Origin of the sequence: Streptomyces drozdowiczii, from assembly GCF_026167665.1 — a bacterium.
In the GTDB taxonomy this organism is placed as follows: Bacteria; Actinomycetota; Actinomycetes; order Streptomycetales; family Streptomycetaceae; genus Streptomyces; species Streptomyces drozdowiczii_A.
On record NZ_CP098740.1, the window covers coordinates 5,387,100 to 5,405,312 of the forward strand.

The 18,213-nt window shown below is 70.8% G+C and carries 14 protein-coding genes and 2 pseudogenes; 10 read left to right on the plus strand and 6 right to left on the minus strand.

Annotation, left to right across the window (positions count from 1 at the left end):
• Nucleotides 1-26: 26 nt before the first annotated feature.
• The 10 genes and pseudogenes from uvrC (at nt 27) to pgi (ending at nt 11,030) form a co-directional block, all read left to right on the plus strand.
• On the plus strand, nt 27-2,075 hold the full coding sequence (gene uvrC, locus NEH16_RS24445; protein WP_265544957.1) for an excinuclease ABC subunit UvrC: 2,049 nt from the start codon (nt 27-29) through the stop codon (nt 2,073-2,075).
• On the plus strand, nt 2,072-3,037 hold the full coding sequence (rapZ, locus tag NEH16_RS24450) for an RNase adapter RapZ (protein ID WP_073968322.1): 966 nt from the start codon (nt 2,072-2,074) through the stop codon (nt 3,035-3,037). The genes uvrC and rapZ overlap by 4 nt, the downstream gene beginning before the upstream one ends.
• On the plus strand, nt 3,034-4,068 hold the full coding sequence (locus tag NEH16_RS24455) for a gluconeogenesis factor YvcK family protein (protein WP_265544961.1): 1,035 nt from the start codon (nt 3,034-3,036) through the stop codon (nt 4,066-4,068). The genes rapZ and NEH16_RS24455 overlap by 4 nt, the downstream gene beginning before the upstream one ends.
• Nucleotides 4,059-5,047, plus strand: a pseudogene (whiA, locus tag NEH16_RS24460) (DNA-binding protein WhiA). The gene NEH16_RS24455 and the pseudogene whiA overlap by 10 nt, the downstream one beginning before the upstream one ends.
• A 260-nt stretch (nt 5,048-5,307) precedes the next feature.
• The gene (gene gap, locus NEH16_RS24465) at nt 5,308-6,318 is read left to right on the plus strand and encodes a type I glyceraldehyde-3-phosphate dehydrogenase (protein WP_073968324.1); all 1,011 of its coding nucleotides are present in this window, start codon (nt 5,308-5,310) and stop codon (nt 6,316-6,318) included.
• Nucleotides 6,319-6,428: 110 nt separating this feature from the next.
• Entirely contained in the window at nt 6,429-7,640 is a 1,212-nt protein-coding gene (locus tag NEH16_RS24470; protein ID WP_265544963.1) for a phosphoglycerate kinase, read from the plus strand.
• 6 nt (nt 7,641-7,646) lie between these two features.
• Nucleotides 7,647-8,435: a triose-phosphate isomerase gene (gene tpiA, locus NEH16_RS24475; protein WP_073968326.1), complete on the plus strand. Its 789-nt coding sequence runs from the start codon at nt 7,647-7,649 to the stop codon at nt 8,433-8,435.
• A 110-nt stretch (nt 8,436-8,545) separates the two neighbouring features.
• The gene (secG, locus tag NEH16_RS24480; RefSeq protein WP_018104607.1) at nt 8,546-8,782 is read left to right on the plus strand and encodes a preprotein translocase subunit SecG; all 237 of its coding nucleotides are present in this window, start codon (nt 8,546-8,548) and stop codon (nt 8,780-8,782) included.
• 109 nt (nt 8,783-8,891) lie between these two features.
• Nucleotides 8,892-9,227 carry an RNA polymerase-binding protein RbpA gene (locus tag NEH16_RS24485; protein ID WP_073864697.1) on the plus strand — a complete coding sequence of 112 codons (336 nt, stop codon included), beginning with the start codon at nt 8,892-8,894 and terminating at the stop codon, nt 9,225-9,227.
• A 150-nt stretch (nt 9,228-9,377) separates the two neighbouring features.
• Entirely contained in the window at nt 9,378-11,030 is a 1,653-nt protein-coding gene (gene pgi / locus NEH16_RS24490) for a glucose-6-phosphate isomerase (protein ID WP_265544966.1), read from the plus strand.
• A 46-nt stretch (nt 11,031-11,076) separates the two neighbouring features.
• Here the strand turns inward: pgi and NEH16_RS24495 are convergent, their stop codons facing one another.
• The 6 genes and pseudogenes from NEH16_RS24495 to tkt all read right to left on the minus strand — a co-directional run bounded on the left by NEH16_RS24495 (nt 11,077) and on the right by tkt (nt 18,106).
• Nucleotides 11,077-11,433: a VOC family protein gene (locus tag NEH16_RS24495; protein WP_265544968.1), complete on the minus strand. Its 357-nt coding sequence runs from the start codon at nt 11,431-11,433 to the stop codon at nt 11,077-11,079.
• A 96-nt stretch (nt 11,434-11,529) separates the two neighbouring features.
• Nucleotides 11,530-12,315, minus strand: a complete 786-nt coding sequence (pgl, locus tag NEH16_RS24500) for a 6-phosphogluconolactonase (RefSeq protein WP_018104611.1) — start codon at nt 12,313-12,315, stop codon at nt 11,530-11,532.
• The gene (opcA, locus tag NEH16_RS24505) at nt 12,312-13,334 is read right to left on the minus strand and encodes a glucose-6-phosphate dehydrogenase assembly protein OpcA (protein WP_265544970.1); all 1,023 of its coding nucleotides are present in this window, start codon (nt 13,332-13,334) and stop codon (nt 12,312-12,314) included. Before opcA ends, pgl begins: the two co-directional genes overlap by 4 nt.
• On the minus strand, nt 13,331-14,863 hold the full coding sequence (zwf, locus tag NEH16_RS24510; protein ID WP_073968329.1) for a glucose-6-phosphate dehydrogenase: 1,533 nt from the start codon (nt 14,861-14,863) through the stop codon (nt 13,331-13,333). Before zwf ends, opcA begins: the two co-directional genes overlap by 4 nt.
• Nucleotides 14,864-14,868: 5 nt before the next feature.
• Nucleotides 14,869-15,987: a transaldolase gene (tal, locus tag NEH16_RS24515; RefSeq protein ID WP_073968330.1), complete on the minus strand. Its 1,119-nt coding sequence runs from the start codon at nt 15,985-15,987 to the stop codon at nt 14,869-14,871.
• Nucleotides 15,988-16,021: 34 nt separating this feature from the next.
• Nucleotides 16,022-18,106: pseudogene (tkt, locus tag NEH16_RS24520) on the minus strand (transketolase).
• Nucleotides 18,107-18,213: the final 107 nt, after the last annotated feature.

The window sequence follows — 18,213 nt, forward strand, 5'->3', positions numbered from 1 at the left end:
CACCGGCCGCAAGTAGGGTGGGGAGCATGGCAGACCCCTCCAGCTACCGCCCCAAGCCGGGACAGATCCCCGACTCCCCGGGGGTCTACAAATTCCGCGACGAGCACCGCCGGGTGATCTACGTCGGGAAGGCCAAGAGCCTGCGCCAGCGCCTGGCCAACTACTTCCAGGACCTCTCCGGCCTCCACCCGCGTACGCGCACGATGGTGACCACGGCCGCCTCCGTGGAGTGGACGGTCGTCGCCACCGAGGTCGAGGCGCTCCAGCTGGAGTACTCCTGGATCAAGGAGTTCGACCCCCGGTTCAACGTCAAGTACCGCGACGACAAGAGCTATCCCTACCTCGCGGTCACGCTCAACGAGGAGTTCCCCCGCGTCCAGGTGATGCGCGGCGCCAAGAAGAAGGGCGTCCGCTACTTCGGTCCGTACGGGCACGCCTGGGCGATCCGCGAGACGGTCGACCTGATGCTCCGCGTCTTCCCCGTCCGCACCTGCTCCGCCGGGGTCTTCAAGAACGCCGCGCGCACCGGCCGCCCCTGCCTCCTCGGCTACATCGGCAAGTGCTCGGCCCCCTGCGTCGGCCGCGTCACCCCCGAGGAGCACCGCGAACTGGCCGACGACTTCTGCGACTTCATGGCCGGCCGCACCGGCACGTACATCCGCCGCCTGGAGAAGGACATGATGGCGGCGGCCGAGGACATGGAGTACGAGCGGGCCGCGCGGCTGCGCGACGACGTCGGGGCGCTGAAGCGGGCGATGGAGAAGAGCGCCGTCGTCCTCGCCGACGCCACCGACGCCGACCTCATCGCGGTCGCCGAGGACGAGCTGGAGGCCGCCGTCCAGATCTTCCACGTCCGCGGCGGCCGGGTCCGCGGCCAGCGCGGCTGGGTCACCGACAAGGTGGAGAACGTCGACACCTCCGGCCTCGTGGAGCACGCCCTCCAGCAGCTGTACGGGGAGGAGAGCGGCGACGCCGTCCCCAAGGAGGTCCTGGTCCCGGCCCTGCCCGAGGACCCGGCAGCGGTCTCCCAGTGGCTCGCGGACCGGCGCGGCTCCCAGGTCAGCCTGCGCATCCCGCAGCGCGGCGACAAGAAGGACCTGATGGTCACCGTCCAGCGCAACGCGCAGCAGGCGCTCGGACTGCACAAGACCAAGCGGGCGTCCGACCTCACCACCCGCTCCCGGGCCCTGGAGGAGATCGCCGGGGCCCTGGACCTGGACACCGCGCCGCTGCGCATCGAGTGCTTCGACATCTCCCACCTCCAGGGCGACGACGTCGTCGCGTCCATGGTGGTCTTCGAGGACGGCCTCGCCCGCAAGGGGGAGTACCGCCGCTTCCAGATCAAGGGCTTCGAGGGCCAGGACGACGTCCGCTCGATGCACGAGGTGATCAGCCGCCGCTTCCGCCGCTACCTCCAGGAGAAGGAGCGCACGGGGGAGTGGGAGGAGGCCCCGGCGCCCACCGGCCCCGTCCCGGCGGTCCCGGCCGACGGTGACTCCCCGGCCGACGGTGACTCCCCGGCCGCCGGGGAGCCCCGCGAGGACGACGGCCGCCCCAAGCGGTTCGCGTACCCGCCGCAGCTCCTCGTCGTGGACGGCGGGCAGCCGCAGGTCGCCGCCGCCAAGCGGGCTCTGGACGAGCTGGGCATCGACGACATCGCCGTCTGCGGCCTCGCCAAGCGCCTCGAAGAGGTCTGGCTGCCCGATGACGACGACCCGGTGGTCCTGCCCCGCTCCAGCGAGGGCCTGTACCTCCTCCAGCGCATCCGCGACGAGGCGCACCGCTTCGCCATCACCTACCAGCGCGCCAAGCGGGCCAAGCGCATCCGCACCAGTCCGCTGGACGCCGTCCCCGGCCTCGGGGACACCCGGAAACAGGCCCTGATCAAGCATTTCGGCTCCGTCAAGAAGCTGCGGCAGGCGACAATCGAAGAGATCTGCGAGGTTCCCGGGATAGGCCGCAGGACAGCGGAGTCCGTGGCCGTCGCCCTCGCGGCGGCCGCCCCGGCCGCACCCGCCGTGAACACGGCCACAGGAGAGATCATGGAAGAGGACGACGGGGGCAGCACGACATGACCGAGCACGAACACGAACACGGGCACGACCGCACGGATCGAGCAGACGGAGCAGCACACGTGAGTACGGGCACCCCGACCGAGACGGGCGACGCCGCGACGGCCATCCCGGAGCTGGTGATCATCTCCGGCATGTCCGGCGCCGGACGCAGCACCGCGGCCAAGTGTCTGGAGGACCTCGGCTGGTTCGTCGTGGACAACCTGCCGCCCGCGCTGATCCCCACCATGGTGGAGCTCGGCGCCCGCTCCCAGGGCAACGTGGCCCGGATCGCCGTCGTGGTCGACGTGCGGGGCCGCCGCTTCTTCGACAACCTGCGCGAATCCCTCGCCGACCTGGACGCCAAGGGCGTCACCCGCCGGGTGGTCTTCCTGGAGTCCTCCGACGACGCGCTGGTCCGCCGCTTCGAGTCGGTCCGCCGCCCCCACCCGCTCCAGGGCGACGGCCGTATCGTGGACGGCATCGCCGCCGAGCGCGACCTGCTGCGCGAGCTGCGCGGCGACGCCGACCTGGTGATCGACACCTCCAGCCTCAACGTCCACGAGCTGCGCGCCAAGATGGACGCCCAGTTCGCCGGCGACGAGGAGCCGGAGCTGCGCGCCACCGTGATGTCCTTCGGCTTCAAGTACGGCCTGCCCGTCGACGCCGACCTGGTGGTCGACTGCCGCTTCCTGCCGAACCCGCACTGGGTCCCGGAGCTGCGCCCCTTCACCGGGCTCAACGAGGAGGTCTCCTCGTACGTCTTCGACCAGCCCGGCGCCAAGGAATTCCTCAACCAGTACACGGAACTGCTCCAGCTCGTCGCCGCGGGCTACCGCCGCGAGGGCAAGCGCTATGTGACCATCGCGGTGGGCTGCACGGGCGGCAAGCACCGCTCGGTGGCCATGTCCGAGAAGCTGGCGGCCCGGCTCGCCACGGAGGGGATCGAGACCGTGCTCGTTCACAGGGACATGGGGCGCGAGTGACCAGTCGCAATCTGCGCCTGCGCCGGCTGCGGGGCACGGCGCCCGCGCTCTCCGTGCGCAAGCGCGGCGCCCAGCCCAAGGTCGTCGCCCTCGGCGGCGGCCGGGGCCTCTCGGCCTCCCTCACCGCGCTGCGCCGGATCACCGGCGATCTGACCGCCGTGGTCACCGTCGCCGACGACGGCGGCTCCAGCGGGCGGCTGCGCGAGGAGCTGGGCGTCCTGCCCCCCGGCGACCTGCGCAAGGCGCTGGCCGCCCTGTGCGGCGACGACGAGTGGGGCCAGACCTGGGCCCAGGTCATCCAGCACCGCTTCCAGTCCCAGGGCGACCTGCACGAGCACGCGGTCGGCAATCTGCTGATCGTCGCCCTCTGGGAGCAGCTCGGCGACCACGTCCAGGCCCTGGACCTGGTCGGCAAGCTGCTCGGCGCGCACGGCCGGGTGCTGCCCATGTCCGCCGTGCCGCTGGAGCTCCAGGCCCTCGTCAAGGGCCACGACCCGGACCGCCCGGAGGACGTGGACACCGTGCGCGGCCAGGCCACCGTCGCCCTCACCCCGGGCGAGGTGCAGTCCGTGCACCTGGTCCCGGCCGACCCGCCGGCCGTCCCCGAGGCGGTCGCCGCCGTCCGGGACGCGGACTGGGTGGTCCTCGGTCCGGGCTCCTGGTTCTCCTCGGTCATCCCGCACCTGCTCGTCCCCGAACTGCTGGACGCACTGATCGAGACGAAGGCCCGCAAGGTCCTTTCGCTGAACCTCGCACCGCAGCCCGGTGAAACAGAAGGCTTCTCACCGCAGCGTCATTTGGAGGTTTTGGGACGACACGCCCCTAAACTCGCCCTGGACGTGGTGCTGGCCGACGAGGCCGCCGTGCCCGACCGCGAGTCCCTCGCCGACGCAGCCAAACGGCTCGGTGCCGCGGTCGAGCTGGCGCCCGTGGCCTCACCCGACGGCGTTCCGATCCATGATCCGGAGCTGTTGGCCGCCGCGTACGACCGTATTTTTCGGATGCATGGAAGGATCGGCCCATGGCGATGACGCCGGCGGTGAAGGACGAAGTCTCCCGGCTTCCCGTGACCCGGACCTGCTGCAGGAAGGCAGAGGTCTCGGCGATTCTCCGGTTCGCGGGCGGGCTCCACCTGGTGAGCGGCCGGATCGTGATCGAGGCGGAGCTGGACACCGCGATGGCGGCGCGCCGGCTCAAGCGGGACATCCTGGAGATCTTCGGGCACAGCTCGGAGCTGATCGTGATGGCCCCCGGCGGCCTGCGGCGCGGCTCGCGCTACGTCGTACGGGTGGTGGCGGGCGGCGACCAGCTGGCGCGCCAGACCGGGCTCGTCGACGGCCGGGGCCGCCCCATCCGCGGCCTCCCCCGCAGGTGGTCTCGGGGGCCACCTGCGACGCCGAGGCCGCCTGGCGCGGGGCGTTCCTGGCGCACGGCTCGCTCACCGAGCCCGGCCGCTCCTCCTCCCTGGAGGTCACCTGCCCCGGCCCGGAGGCCGCGCTCGCCCTGGTCGGCGCCGCCCGCCGGCTCTCCATCGCGGCCAAGGCCCGCGAGGTGCGCGGCGTGGACCGGGTCGTCGTCCGCGACGGCGACGCGATCGGCGCCCTGCTCACCCGGCTCGGCGCCCATGAATCGGTGCTGGCCTGGGAGGAGCGCCGGATGCGCCGCGAGGTCCGGGCCACCGCCAACCGCCTCGCCAACTTCGACGACGCCAACCTGCGCCGCTCCGCCCGGGCCGCGGTCGCCGCGGGCGCCCGGGTCGGCCGCGCCCTGGAGATCCTGGGCGAGGAGGTCCCGGAGCACCTGGCGGCCGCCGGGCGGCTGCGCATGGAGCACAAGCAGGCGTCGCTGGAGGAGCTGGGCGCCCTCGCCGACCCGCCGCTGACCAAGGACGCGGTCGCGGGCCGCATCCGCCGGCTCCTCGCGATGGCCGACAAGCGGGCCCAGGACCTGGGCATCCCCGGCACGGAATCCACTCTCAGCGAAGAGCTGGCCGACGGCCTGGTCGGCTGAGCCGTACCCGCGGTACGCGCCCCGCGAGGGGAACGGCCCGCAGGAGCGCGGCCGTTGACGCTGCGTAATCGCCGCGCGGAGCGCCGCACGGCACTCGGAAGCCCGTATTCCTACTGGGGAGTACGGGCTTACCGCGTTCTTACGGCCCCGCTCGATGTCACCCCGGCGGCTCCGGAGAGGTAGGGTCGTAGGCGGTCGGGGACATCCCAATACAACTCGCCGGCGTCGAAAACCGGCGTACCTAACGAGGAGATCGGTTCGTGACGATCCGCGTAGGCATCAACGGCTTTGGCCGCATCGGTCGTAACTACTTCCGCGCGCTGCTGGAGCAGGGTGCGGACATCGAGATCGTGGCTGTCAACGACCTGGGTGACACTGCGACCACGGCCCACCTGCTGAAGTACGACACCATCCTGGGTCGTCTGAAGGCCGAGGTCAGCCACACCGCCGACACCATCACCGTCGACGGCCACACCATCAAGGTGCTCTCCGAGCGCAACCCGGCCGACATCCCCTGGGGTGAGCTGGGCGTCGACATCGTCATCGAGTCGACCGGCATCTTCACCAAGAAGGCCGACGCCGAGAAGCACATCGCCGGTGGCGCGAAGAAGGTCCTCATCTCGGCTCCGGCCAAGGACGAGGACATCACCATCGTGATGGGCGTCAACCAGGACAAGTACGACGCGGCCAACCACCACGTCATCTCCAACGCGTCCTGCACGACCAACTGTGTCGCCCCGATGGCCAAGGTTCTGGACGAGAACTTCGGCATCGTCAAGGGCCTCATGACGACGGTCCACGCGTACACCAACGACCAGCGCATCCTGGACTTCCCGCACTCGGACCTGCGCCGCGCCCGCGCCGCCGCCGAGAACATCATCCCGACCACGACGGGCGCCGCCAAGGCGACCGCCCTGGTCCTGCCGCAGCTCAAGGGCAAGCTCGACGGCATCGCGATGCGCGTCCCGGTCCCGACCGGCTCGGCCACCGACCTGGTCGTGACCCTCCAGCGCGAGGTCACCAAGGACGAGGTCAACGCCGCGTTCAAGAAGGCCGCCGACGACGGCGACCTCAAGGGCATCCTGTACTACACCGAGGACCCGATCGTGTCCTCGGACATCGTCAGCGACCCGGCGTCCTGCACCTTCGACTCCTCCCTGACGATGGTCCAGGAGGGCAACACGGTGAAGATCCTCGGCTGGTACGACAACGAGTGGGGCTACTCGAACCGTCTCGTGGACCTCACCGTCTTCGTCGGCGGCCAGCTCTGAGCACCGCCGCACCGGCAGGCATCTCGATGTGAGCACGGGGCTCGAACAGCGCGACGCTGCGCTGTTCGAGCCCCCTCGCATGCTCACTCGTCCTCCAAGGAGTCCAGAAGATGAAGACGATCGACGCACTTCTCGCCGAAGGGGTCGCCGGCAAGCGGGTATTCGTCCGCGCCGACCTCAACGTGCCGCTGAGCGGCACCACCATCACCGACGATGGCCGCATCCGCGCCGTCACCCCGACCGTCCGCAAGCTGGCCGAGGCCGGCGCCCGGGTCGTCGTCGCCTCGCACCTGGGCCGCCCCAAGGGCGCCCCGGACCCGGCGTTCTCGCTGGCCCCCGCCGCCACCCGGCTCGGTGAACTGCTCGGCGCCGATGTGGCGTTCGCGACCGACACGGTCGGCGAGTCCGCCCGCGCCACCGTCGCCGCGCTCACCGACGGCCAGGTCGCGGTCGTCGAGAACCTCCGCTTCAACCCCGGCGAGACCTCCAAGGACGACGCCGAGCGCGGCGCCTTCGCGGACCAGCTCGCCGAGCTGGCCGACCTGTACGTGGGCGACGGCTTCGGCGCCGTCCACCGCAAGCACGCCTCGGTCTTCGACCTCCCGGCCCGCCTCCCGCACGCGGCCGGCGACCTCATCGCCACCGAGGTCGGCGTCCTGAAGAAGCTCACCGAGGACGTCCAGCGCCCCTACGCGGTGGTCCTCGGCGGCGCCAAGGTCTCCGACAAGCTCGGCGTCATCGACCACCTCCTTGAGCGCGCCGACCGCATCCTCATCGGCGGCGGCATGGCGTACACCTTCCTCAAGGCCCAGGGCCACGAGGTCGGCAGCTCGCTGCTCCAGGAGGACCAGATCCCGGCGGTCCAGGAGTACCTGCGGCGCGCCGAGGCGAAGGGCGTGGAGTTCGTGCTCCCCGTCGACGTCGTCGTCGCCCCCTCCTTCCCGGACCTGAAGACCAAGGCCCCGGCCCACCCGGAGACCGTCCCCGCCGACGCCATGCCGGCCGGGCAGATGGGCCTGGACAACGGTCCGGAGACCAACAAGCTCTACGCCTCGAAGCTCGCCGACGCGGCCACCGTCTTCTGGAACGGCCCGATGGGCGTCTTCGAGCACCCCGACTTCGCCGAGGGCACCCGGGCCGTCGCCCAGGCCCTCGTCGACTCCTCGGGCTTCAGCGTGGTCGGCGGTGGCGACTCCGCCGCCGCGGTCCGCATCCTGGGCTTCGACGAGAACGCGTTCGGACACATCTCGACCGGTGGCGGTGCCAGCCTCGAATACCTCGAGGGCAAGACGCTTCCCGGCCTCGCCGCTCTGGAGGACTGACCTTTCATGACTGCTACTGCCCAAGGCCGGACCCCGCTGATGGCGGGCAACTGGAAGATGAACCTCAACCACCTCGAGGCCATCGCCCACGTCCAGAAGCTCGCCTTCGCCCTGGCCGACAAGGACTACGACGCCGTCGAGGTCGCCGTCCTGCCGCCCTTCACCGACCTGCGCTCCGTGCAGACGCTGGTCGACGGGGACAAGCTGAAGATCAAGTACGGCGCCCAGGACATCTCGGCGCACGACTCCGGCGCGTACACCGGTGAGATCTCCGGCCCCATGCTCGCCAAGCTGAAGTGCACCTTCGTCGCCATCGGCCACAGCGAGCGCCGCCAGTACCACGGCGAGAGCGACGAGGTCTGCAACGCCAAGGTGAAGGCCGCGTACAAGCACGGCCTGACCCCGATCCTCTGCGTCGGCGAGGGCCTGGACGTCCGCAAGGCCGGCGAGCAGGTCGCGTACACCCTCGCGCAGCTCGACGGCGCCCTGAAGGACATCCCGGCCGAGCAGGCCGAGTCCATCGTGGTCGCCTACGAGCCGGTCTGGGCCATCGGCACCGGCGAGGTCGCCACCCCGGAGGACGCGCAGGAGGTCTGCGGTGCGATCCGCGTCCGCCTCGCCGAGCTGTACTCGCAGGAGCTGGCCGACGCGGTCCGCATCCAGTACGGCGGCTCGGTGAAGTCCGGCAACGTGGCCGCGATCATGGCCCAGCCCGACGTCGACGGCGCCCTGATCGGCGGCGCGGCGCTCGACGCGGACGAGTTCGTCAAGATCGTCCGCTTCCGCGACCAGTGAGTATGCGGTAGCGCGGATCCGTCGTACCCTTGCGGGGGCCGGGGAGGGCAGCCTCCCGGCCCCCGTAGTTCGCACTAGCAGTCGGTATTTCCGGAAAGTAGGGACCAGCCGTGATTCTGGGGTTCGAGATCGCCCTGATCGTCTTCAGCCTGCTGCTGATGCTGCTGGTGCTCATGCACAAGGGCAAGGGCGGCGGTCTCTCCGACATGTTCGGCGGCGGCATGCAGTCCTCCGTCGGCGGCTCCTCGGTCGCCGAGCGCAACCTCGACCGCATCACCGTCGTGGTCGGTCTGGGCTGGTTCGCGTGCATCGTGGTGCTTGGTCTGCTCATCAAGCTGGACAACTGACCCGTCGTACGCGTTTCCCGGTGACGGTGTAACTCCTTTCACTGGACGCGCGTTGGGCCTTACGTAGACTGGGGCATCCTCGAGCACCATCACGCAGGGAGTTACGACCGTGGCAAGTGGCAACGCGATCCGGGGAAGCCGGGTCGGGGCGGGGCCGATGGGGGAGGCCGAGCGCGGCGAGTCCGCGCCACGGCTCCGCATCTCCTTCTGGTGCTCGAACGGGCACGAGACGCAGCCCAGCTTCGCCCATGACGCGCAGGTACCGGACACCTGGGACTGCCCGCGCTGCGGTTTCCCGGCCGGCCAGGACCCGGAGAGCCCGCCCGACCCGCCGCGCACCGAACCGTACAAGACGCACCTCGCGTACGTACGGGAGCGCCGCAGCGACGCCGACGGCGAGGCGATCCTCGCCGAGGCCCTGGCGAAACTGCGCGGCGAGATCTAGAGACGTTCACCGGCCGGACCCCCTCGGGTGTCCGGCCGGAGTGCTTCCTTCGCGCCGCAGCCCGCCGCTGCCGCGTCCGGCCGTCTGATCAATTAGGTTGGAGGGGCAGCGGGGAACTGCGGTTACGAGAGAAGTGGGCTGATGTCCGGGATGAACGCAACAAGCCGTACCAGGCTCAACCAGACGCCGGAATGGGCGGCGCTGGGAAAGCACCGTGAGCAGCTCGGGTCGAGCCATCTGCGCCAGCTGTTCGCGGACGACCCGGAGCGCGGCACCGGGTACACCCTGCGGGTCGGCGACCTGCACCTCGACTACTCCAAGCACCTCGTCACCGACGAGACGCTGACGCTCCTGCGCGAACTCGCCGCGGCCACCGACGTGTTCGGGCTGCGGGACGCCATGTTCCGCGGCGACAAGATCAACACCACCGAGGACCGGGCGGTCCTGCACACCGCGCTGCGCGCCCCGCGCGAGGCCGTCATCGAGGTCGACGGCGAGAACGTGGTGCCGGCCGTGCACGCGGTGCTCGACAAGATGGCGGCCTTCTCCGACCGGGTCAGGTCGGGGGAGTGGACCGGCCACACCGGCAAGCCGATCAAGAACATCGTCAACATCGGCATCGGCGGCTCCGACCTGGGCCCCGCCATGGCGTACGAGGTGCTGCGCTCCTTCACGGACCGCTCGCTCACCTTCCGCTTCGTCTCCAACGTGGACGGCGCCGACCTGCACGAGGCCGTCCGCGACCTCGACCCGGCCGAGACGCTGTTCATCATCGCCTCGAAGACCTTCACCACGATCGAGACGATCACCAACGCCACCTCCGCCCGCGACTGGCTGCTCACCGGCCTGAGGGCCGGTCAGGAGGCCGTCGCCAAGCACTTCGTGGCGCTGTCGACCAACGCCGGGAAGGTCGCGGACTTCGGCATCGACACGGACAACATGTTCGAGTTCTGGGACTGGGTCGGCGGCCGCTACTCGTACGACTCCGCCATCGGCCTCTCGCTGATGATCGCCATCGGCCCGGACCGGTTCCGCGAGATGCTCGACGGCTTCCACCTCGTGGACGAGCACTTCCGCACCGCCCCCGCCGAGGAGAACGCCCCGCTCCTGCTCGGCCTGCTGGGCGTCTGGTACGGCGCGTTCTTCGACGCCCAGTCGCACGCGGTGCTGCCCTACAGCCACTACCTGTCCAAGTTCACCGCGTACCTCCAGCAGCTGGACATGGAGTCCAACGGCAAGTCCGTGGACCGCGACGGCAACCCCGTCGACTGGCAGACCGGACCGGTCGTCTGGGGCACCCCCGGCACCAACGGCCAGCACGCCTACTACCAGCTGATCCACCAGGGTACGAAGGTGATCCCGGCCGACTTCATCGGCTTCGCGCAGCCGGTCGAGGACCTGCTGCCCGGGCTGGTCGCCCAGCACGACCTGCTGATGGCCAACTTCTTCGCCCAGACCCAGGCCCTCGCCTTCGGCAAGACGCCGGACGAGGTGCGCGCCGAGGGCGTCCCCGAGGAGCTGGTGGCACACAAGACGTTCCGGGGCAACCACCCCACGACGACGATCCTCGCCGACCGGCTCACCCCGTCCGTGCTCGGCCAGCTGATCGCCCTGTACGAGCACAAGGTCTTCGTCCAGGGCGCCGTCTGGAACATCGACTCCTTCGACCAGTGGGGCGTCGAGCTGGGCAAGGTCCTCGCCAAGAAGATCGAGCCCGTCCTGACCGAGGGCCAGGGCGGCGAGCAGCTGGACAGCTCGACCGCCGCGCTCGTCTCGACCTACCGCGAGCTGCGGGGGCGCTGAGCCCCGCGTGAGAGGCCCCGCCGGAGCTGCGGGGCCTCTCGGCCCCTCAGCCGTGCGTCGTGTCGATGACGCAGAAGCGGTTGCCCTCCGGGTCCGCCAGCACCACGAAGTCCGGGTCCTCCGGATACAGCTCCCAGTCGACCTCCGCCGCGCCCAGCGCGAGCAGCCGGGCCACCTCGGCGTCCTGCTCCTCCGTGTACAGGTCGAGGTGGACCCGGGGCACCTCCTGCACCGGGGAGTCGCTGCGGCCGAGCGCGAGGCCGGGCCCGGGCCCCTCGGCGGGGACCAGGACCACCCAGTCGTCCCGGGCCGGCTCCCGCTCCACGTAACCCAGGGCCGCCTTCCAGAAGGCCGCCGCGCGCGCCACGTCCGACGCGCCCATCACCACGGTTCCGATATGCATGGGGTGAGCCTTTCACGGACCGGCCCCGGAAACGCGGCGGGCCCGGTCCGCTCCGAGGAGCGAACCGGGCCCGGCGGAAAGCCCGCTGACGGCCGGTCAGGCCGAAGCCGGCGGGTACAGGGCGCGGGGGAGGCGGGAGGCCGCCGCCGCGTCGAGCAGCCACAGCGTGCGGGCCCGGCCGTACGCACCGGCCGCCGGCGCCTGGATCTCGCCGGCCCCGGACAGGGCGATGGCGACCGCCTCCGCCTTGTCCTCGCCCGCGGCCAGCAGCCACACCTCGCGCGCCGCCCGGATGGCGGGCAGCGTCAGCGAGACCCGGACCGGCGGCGGCTTGGGCGCACCGTGCACACCGACGACGGTGCGCTCGGTCTCGCGCACCCCGGGCAGTTCCGGGAAGAGCGAGGCGACGTGCGTGTCCGGGCCGACGCCCAGCATCAGCACGTCGAACTCCGGCACCGGGCCGTGGTCCTGCGGCGCCGAGGCGGCTGCCAGCTCCGCCGCGTACCCGGCGGCCGCGGCGTCGGCATCCGGGCCGTAGGGGCCGTCCGAGGCCGGCATGACGTGCACCCGCGAAGGGTCCAGGGGCACGGCGTCCAGCAGGGCCTCGCGGGCCTGCGTGACATTGCGCTCCGGGTCGCCCTCCGGCAGGAACCGCTCGTCGCCCCACCACAGGTCCAGGCGCGACCAGTCGACCGCGTCCCGGGCGGGCGCGGCGGCGAGCGCGGCCAGGAGGCCGTTGCCGTTGCGCCCGCCGGTGAGCACCACCGAGGCGTCGCCGCGCGCGGCCTGGGCGTCCACGATCTTCGTGATCAGCCGGGCCGCCGCGGCCTGCGCCATCAGCTCCTTGTCGCGGTGCACGACGAGCTGCGGGACTCCGGTCACTTCGCCGCCGCCTTCTTGGCCGGGGCGGCCTTCTTCGCGGCGGGGGCCTTGTCGGAGGCCGGGGCGGGGGCCTTGGCCGACTCGCCCGAGCCCGCCTGGTGGAGGCGGTCCACGCCGAACTTCACGGTCGACTCGTAGATGTTGTCCGGGTCGAGACGCCGCAGCTCCTCCGCGAGGAGTTCCGCCGTCTCGCGGCGCTTGAGCGCCACCGCGCGGTCCGGCTGGCCCACCATGCAGAGCGTGGCGAGCGAGCCGTCGGCCCGGTCCAGGACGATGTCGCCGTTCTTGGTGGCCATCCGGACGGCAGTCAGACCGGGGCCGCCGGACGTGGTGCGCTCCACCGGGACCCCCAGCCGGTCCGCCAGCCACATGGCGAGCAGCTCGCAGCTCGGGTTGTCCGACTCGCCCTCGACCGTGGCCGAGACGACCTCCGCCGGCTGCTGGTCGAGCGCGGCGGCCAGCATCGAACGCCACGGCGTGATGCGCGTCCACGCCAGGTCCGTGTCACCGGGCCGGTAGGTGTCGGCGCGCACCGCCAGCTCGTCGAGCGGGTGCTCGGCCGAGTAGGTGTCGGTGATCCGGCGCTGGGCCAGCGCACCGAGCGCGTCCTTCGCCGGGTCGGCGGGGGAGTCCTGCGGCCACCACACCACCACCGGGGCGTCCGGCAGCAGCAGCGGCAGGACGACCGACTGGGCGTGGTTGGCCAGCTCGCCGTGGAGCCGGAGCACCACGGTCTCGCCGGAGCCCGAGTCGGAGCCGACCCGGATCTCGGCGTCGAGCCGCGCGTCGCGGCGGGTGCGCGGCGAACGGCTGAGCCGCTTGATGACGGCGATGATCCGCGAGGGGTGCTCCCGCGAGGAGTCGCTTGCCGCCTTCAGCGCGTCGTAGGCGTTCTCCTCGTCGGTGACGATGACGAGGGTGAGGACCATCCCGATCGCCGGGGCGCCGACCGCGCGCCGGGCCGAGATGAGCGCCTGGTTGATCTTGCTGGACGTGGTTTCCGTGAGATCGATCTTCATGGCCGGCGCCAGCTCCGTCCGTCGCGTGCGAGCATCTCGTCCGCCTCGGCCGGACCCCAGGTGCCGGCCGGGTACTGGGCGGGCTTGCCGTGCTTGTCCCAGTACTCCTCGATCGGGTCGAGGATGTTCCAGGAGAGCTCGACCTCCTGGTGGCGCGGGAAGAGGTTGGCGTCGCCGAGCAGGACGTCGAGGATGAGCCGCTCGTACGCCTCCGGGCTGGACTCCGTGAAGGACTCGCCGTAGGCGAAGTCCATCGTGACGTCCCGGACCTCCATCGAGGTGCCGGGCACCTTGGAGCCGAACCGCACGGTGACGCCCTCGTCCGGCTGCACCCGGATGACCAGGGCGTTGCCGCCCAGCTCCTCCGTCGCCCCGGACTCGAAGGGCAGGTACGGGGCGCGCTTGAAGACGACCGCGATCTCCGTGACCCGGCGGCCGAGCCGCTTGCCGGTGCGCAGGTAGAAGGGGACGTCCGCCCAGCGGCGGTTGTTGATCGTCAGCTTGATCGCGGCGAAGGTGTCGGTCTTCGACTTGGGGTCGATGCCGTCCTCCTCCAGATAGCCGACGGCCTCCTCGCCGCCCTGCCAGGCGTGCGTGTACTGGCCGCGCACGGTGTGCTTGCCCAGGTCCTCGGGCAGCTCCACCGCCGTGAGCACCTTGAGCTTCTCGGCGACCAGGGCCTTCGGGTGGAAGGAGCCGGGCTCCTCCATCGCGGTCAGCGCGAGCAGCTGGAGCAGGTGGTTCTGGATGACGTCACGGGCGGCGCCGATGCCGTCGTAGTAGCCGGCCCGGCCGCCGATCCCGATGTCCTCGGCCATCGTGATCTGCACATGGTCGACGTAACTGCGGTTCCAGATCGGCTCGAACATCGTGTTGGCGAAGCGGAGCGCCAGGATGTTCTGGACGGTCTCCTTGCCGAGGTAGTGGTCGATCCGGAAGACCTCGTTCGGCGGGAAGACGTCGTGCACGATCTGGTTGAGCTCCTGCGCGCTCTTCAGGTCGTGGCCGAACGGCTTCTCGATGACGGCGCGCCGCCAGCTGCCTTCCTTCTGGTCGGCCAGCCCGTGCTTCTTGAGCTGCTGGACGACCTTGGGGAAGAACTTCGGCGGGACGGACAGGTAGAAGGCGAAGTTGCCGCCCGTGCCCTGCGCCTTGTCCAGCTCCTCGATCGTGGCCCTCAGGGTCTCGAAGGCCACGTCGTCGTCGAAGTTGCCCTGCACGAAGCGCATGCCCTGGCTGAGCTGCTGCCAGACCTCTTCGCGGAAGGGCGTACGGGAATGCTCCTTGACGGCGTCGTGGACGACCTGGGCGAAGTCCTCGTCCTCCCAGTCGCGGCGCGCGAAACCGATGAGCGAGAAGCCCGGCGGAAGCAGGCCGCGGTTGGCCAGGTCGTACACGGCGGGCATCAGCTTTTTACGGGACAAATCGCCCGTGACGCCAAAGATGACCAGGCCCGACGGCCCCGCGATGCGCGGGAGCCGTCGGTCCTGGGCGTCACGGAGCGGGTTGGCTCCGGGAACACCAGACAAAGTGGTCAGCCCTTCGAGGGAGCGAGGCGCTGAAGCTCCGCCTCGGTCGACTTGAGCAGGTCGTTCCAGGACGTCTCGAACTTCTCGACGCCCTCGTCCTCCAGCACCTGCACGACGTCGTCGTAGTCGACGCCGAGCTTCTTGATCGCGTCGAGGTCGGCGCGAGCCTGGTCGTACGCACCGGCGACGGTGTTGCCGGTGACCTCGCCGTGGTCCGCCACCGCGTCCAGAGTCGCCTCCGGCATGGTGTTGACCGTGTTCGGCGCGACGAGGTCCACCACGTACAGGGTGTCCTTGAGGGCCGGGTCCTTCACGCCGGTCGAGGCCCACAGCGGACGCTGCTTGTTGGCGTGCGCCTTGTCCAGGGCGGCCCAGCGCTCACCGGCGAAGACCTCCTCGTACGCCTCGTAGGCGAGCCGGGCGTTGGCCAGGGCGGACTTGCCCTTCGCGGCCTTCGCCTCGTCGCCGCCGATGGCGTCCAGGCGCTTGTCGATCTCGGTGTCCACGCGGGACACGAAGAACGACGCCACCGAGTGGATCTTGGAGAGGTCCAGGCCCGCGGCCTTCGCCTTCTCCAGGCCCGCCAGGTAGGCGTCCATGACCGCGCGGTAGCGCTCCAGCGAGAAGATCAGCGTGACGTTGACGCTGATGCCCCGGCCGATCGTCTCGGTGATCGCGGGCAGGCCCGCCTTGGTCGCCGGGATCTTGATCAGGGTGTTCGGGCGGTCCACCAGCCAGGCCAGCTGCTTCGCCTCGGCGACCGTGGCCACCGTGTCGTGCGCCAGGCGCGGGTCGACCTCGATGGAGACCCGGCCGTCCTGGCCGTCCGTCGCGTCGAAGACCGGGCGCAGGATGTCGGCCGCGTCGCGGACGTCCGCGGTGGTGATCATGCGGATCGCCTCCTCCACGGTCACCTTGCGGGCCGCGAGGTCGGCGAGCTGCTGGTCGTAACCGTCGCCCTGCGAGATGGCCTTCTGGAAGATCGAGGGGTTGGTCGTGACCCCCACGACGTGGCTCTCGTCGATCAGCTCGGCGAGGTTGCCCGAGGTGATCCGCTTGCGCGAGAGGTCGTCGAGCCAGATCGCCACGCCCTCGTCGGAGAGGCGCTTGAGTGCGTCTGTCATGAGAAATGCATCTCCTACTAGTCGTATATCGGCGTCAGCGCGTGGCGGCGGCGAGGGATTCCCGGGCGGCGGCGGCGACGTTCTCGCCGGTGAAGCCGAACTCGCGGAACAGGACCTTCGCGTCCGCCGAAGCGCCGAAGTGCTCCAGCGAGACGATCCGGCCGGCGTCCCCCACGTACCGGTACCAGGTCAGGGCGATGCCCGCCTCGACGGCCACGCGCGCCTTCACCGACGGCGGCAGGACGGAGTCCTTGTAACCCTGATCCTGCTCCTCGAACCACTCGACACACGGCATCGAGACCACGCGGGTCGGAATTCCGGCCGCCTGGAGCTCCTCGCGCGCCTCGACGGCGAGCTGGACCTCGGAGCCCGTACCGATCAGCACGACCTGCGGCTCGCCGCCCTCGGCCTCGAAGAGCACGTAGCCGCCCTTGGCCGCGTCCTCGTTCGCCTCGTACGTCGGCACGCCCTGGCGGGTCAGCGCCAGGCCGTGCGGGGCGCCCTTGCCGAACACCTTGGTGTAGCGGCGCAGGATCTCGCGCCAGACGATGGCGGTCTCGTTGGCGTCGGCCGGGCGCACGACGTTGAGGCCCGGGATGGCGCGCAGCGAGGCCAGGTGCTCGACCGGCTGGTGGGTCGGGCCGTCCTCGCCGAGGCCGATCGAGTCGTGCGTCCACACGTAGGTCACCGGCAGGTGCATCAGCGCGGACAGGCGCACGGCGTTGCGCATGTAGTCGGAGAACACCAGGAAGGTGCCGCCGTAGATGCGGGTGTTGCCGTGCAGCGCGATGCCGTTCATGGCGGCGGCCATGGCGTGCTCGCGGATGCCGAAGTGGATCGTGCGGCCGTACGGGTCGGCCTCCGGCAGCGGGTTGCCCGCGGGGAGGAACGACGACGTCTTGTCGATCGTGGTGTTGTTCGAACCGGCCAGGTCGGCGGAGCCGCCCCACAGCTCGGGGATGATCCCGCCGAGCGCCTGGAGCACCTTGCCGGACGCGGCGCGCGTGGCGACGCCCGTGCCGGTCTCGAAGACCGGGAGGCTGTCCTCCCAGCCCTTGGGCAGTTCGCCCGCGGCGATCCGGTCGAAGTCGGCGGCGCGCTCGGGTTGGCGGCGCGCCAGGCGTCGAAGCCCTTCTGCCACTCGGCCTTCGCCTCGCGGCCCCGGTCCAGGGCGCGGCGGGTGTGCGCGATGACCTCGTCGGCGACGTCGAAGGACTTCTCCGGGTCGAAGCCGAGCACCTTCTTGGTCGCGGCGACCTCGTCGTCGCCGAGCGCCGAGCCGTGCGACGCCTCGGTGTTCTGGGCGTGCGGGCGGGCCAGGCGATGATCGAGCGGGCCGCGATGAAGGAGGGGCGCTCGGTCTCGGCCTTGGCGGCCAGCAGCGCGTTGTAGAGGCCCTCGGGTCCAGGTCGCCGTTGGGCAGCTGGTCGACGCGCTGGACGTGCCAGCCGTACGCCTCGTAGCGCTTGACGGTGTCCTCGGAGACCGCGGTCTCCGTGTCGCCCTCGATGGAGATGTGGTTGTCGTCCCACAGCAGGACCAGGTTGCCCAGCTTCTGGTGGCCGGCCAGCGAGGAAGCCTCGGCCGAGATGCCCTCCTGGAGGCAGCCGTCACCGGCGACGACCCACACCATGTGGTCGAACGGGGAGGTGCCGGGAGCCGCCTCCGGGTCGAACAGACCGCGCTCGTAGCGGGCGGCCATGGCCATGCCCACCGCGTTGGCGACACCCTGGCCCAGCGGGCCGGTCGTCGTCTCGACGCCGGTGGTGTGGCCGTACTCCGGGTGGCCCGGGGTCTTGGAGCCCCAGGTGCGGAACGACTCCAGGTCCGCCAGCTCCAGGCCGTAGCCGGCCAGGTAGAGCTGGATGTACAGGGTCAGGCTGCTGTGGCCCGCCGAGAGCACGAACCGGTCGCGGCCGGTCCAGTCCGCGTCCGCCGGGTCGTGCCGCATCACCTTCTGGAAGATGGTGTACGCGGCGGGAGCCAGGCTCATCGCCGTGCCCGGGTGGCCGTTTCCGACTTTCTGTACGGCGTCCGCGGCGAGGACGCGGACGGTGTCCACGGCCCGCTGGTCCAATTCGGTCCACTGGAGGTCTGTGGTGGTCGGCTTGGTGCTCACCCTGAGTCAGGGCTCCTCTCCAACTGTTGTAGACCGGTGACTGTGACCGCACCGGATGCTGTCGAGCCTACCCCCGTCCGTACCCGTGTTTTCCGGCTCCTACCAGG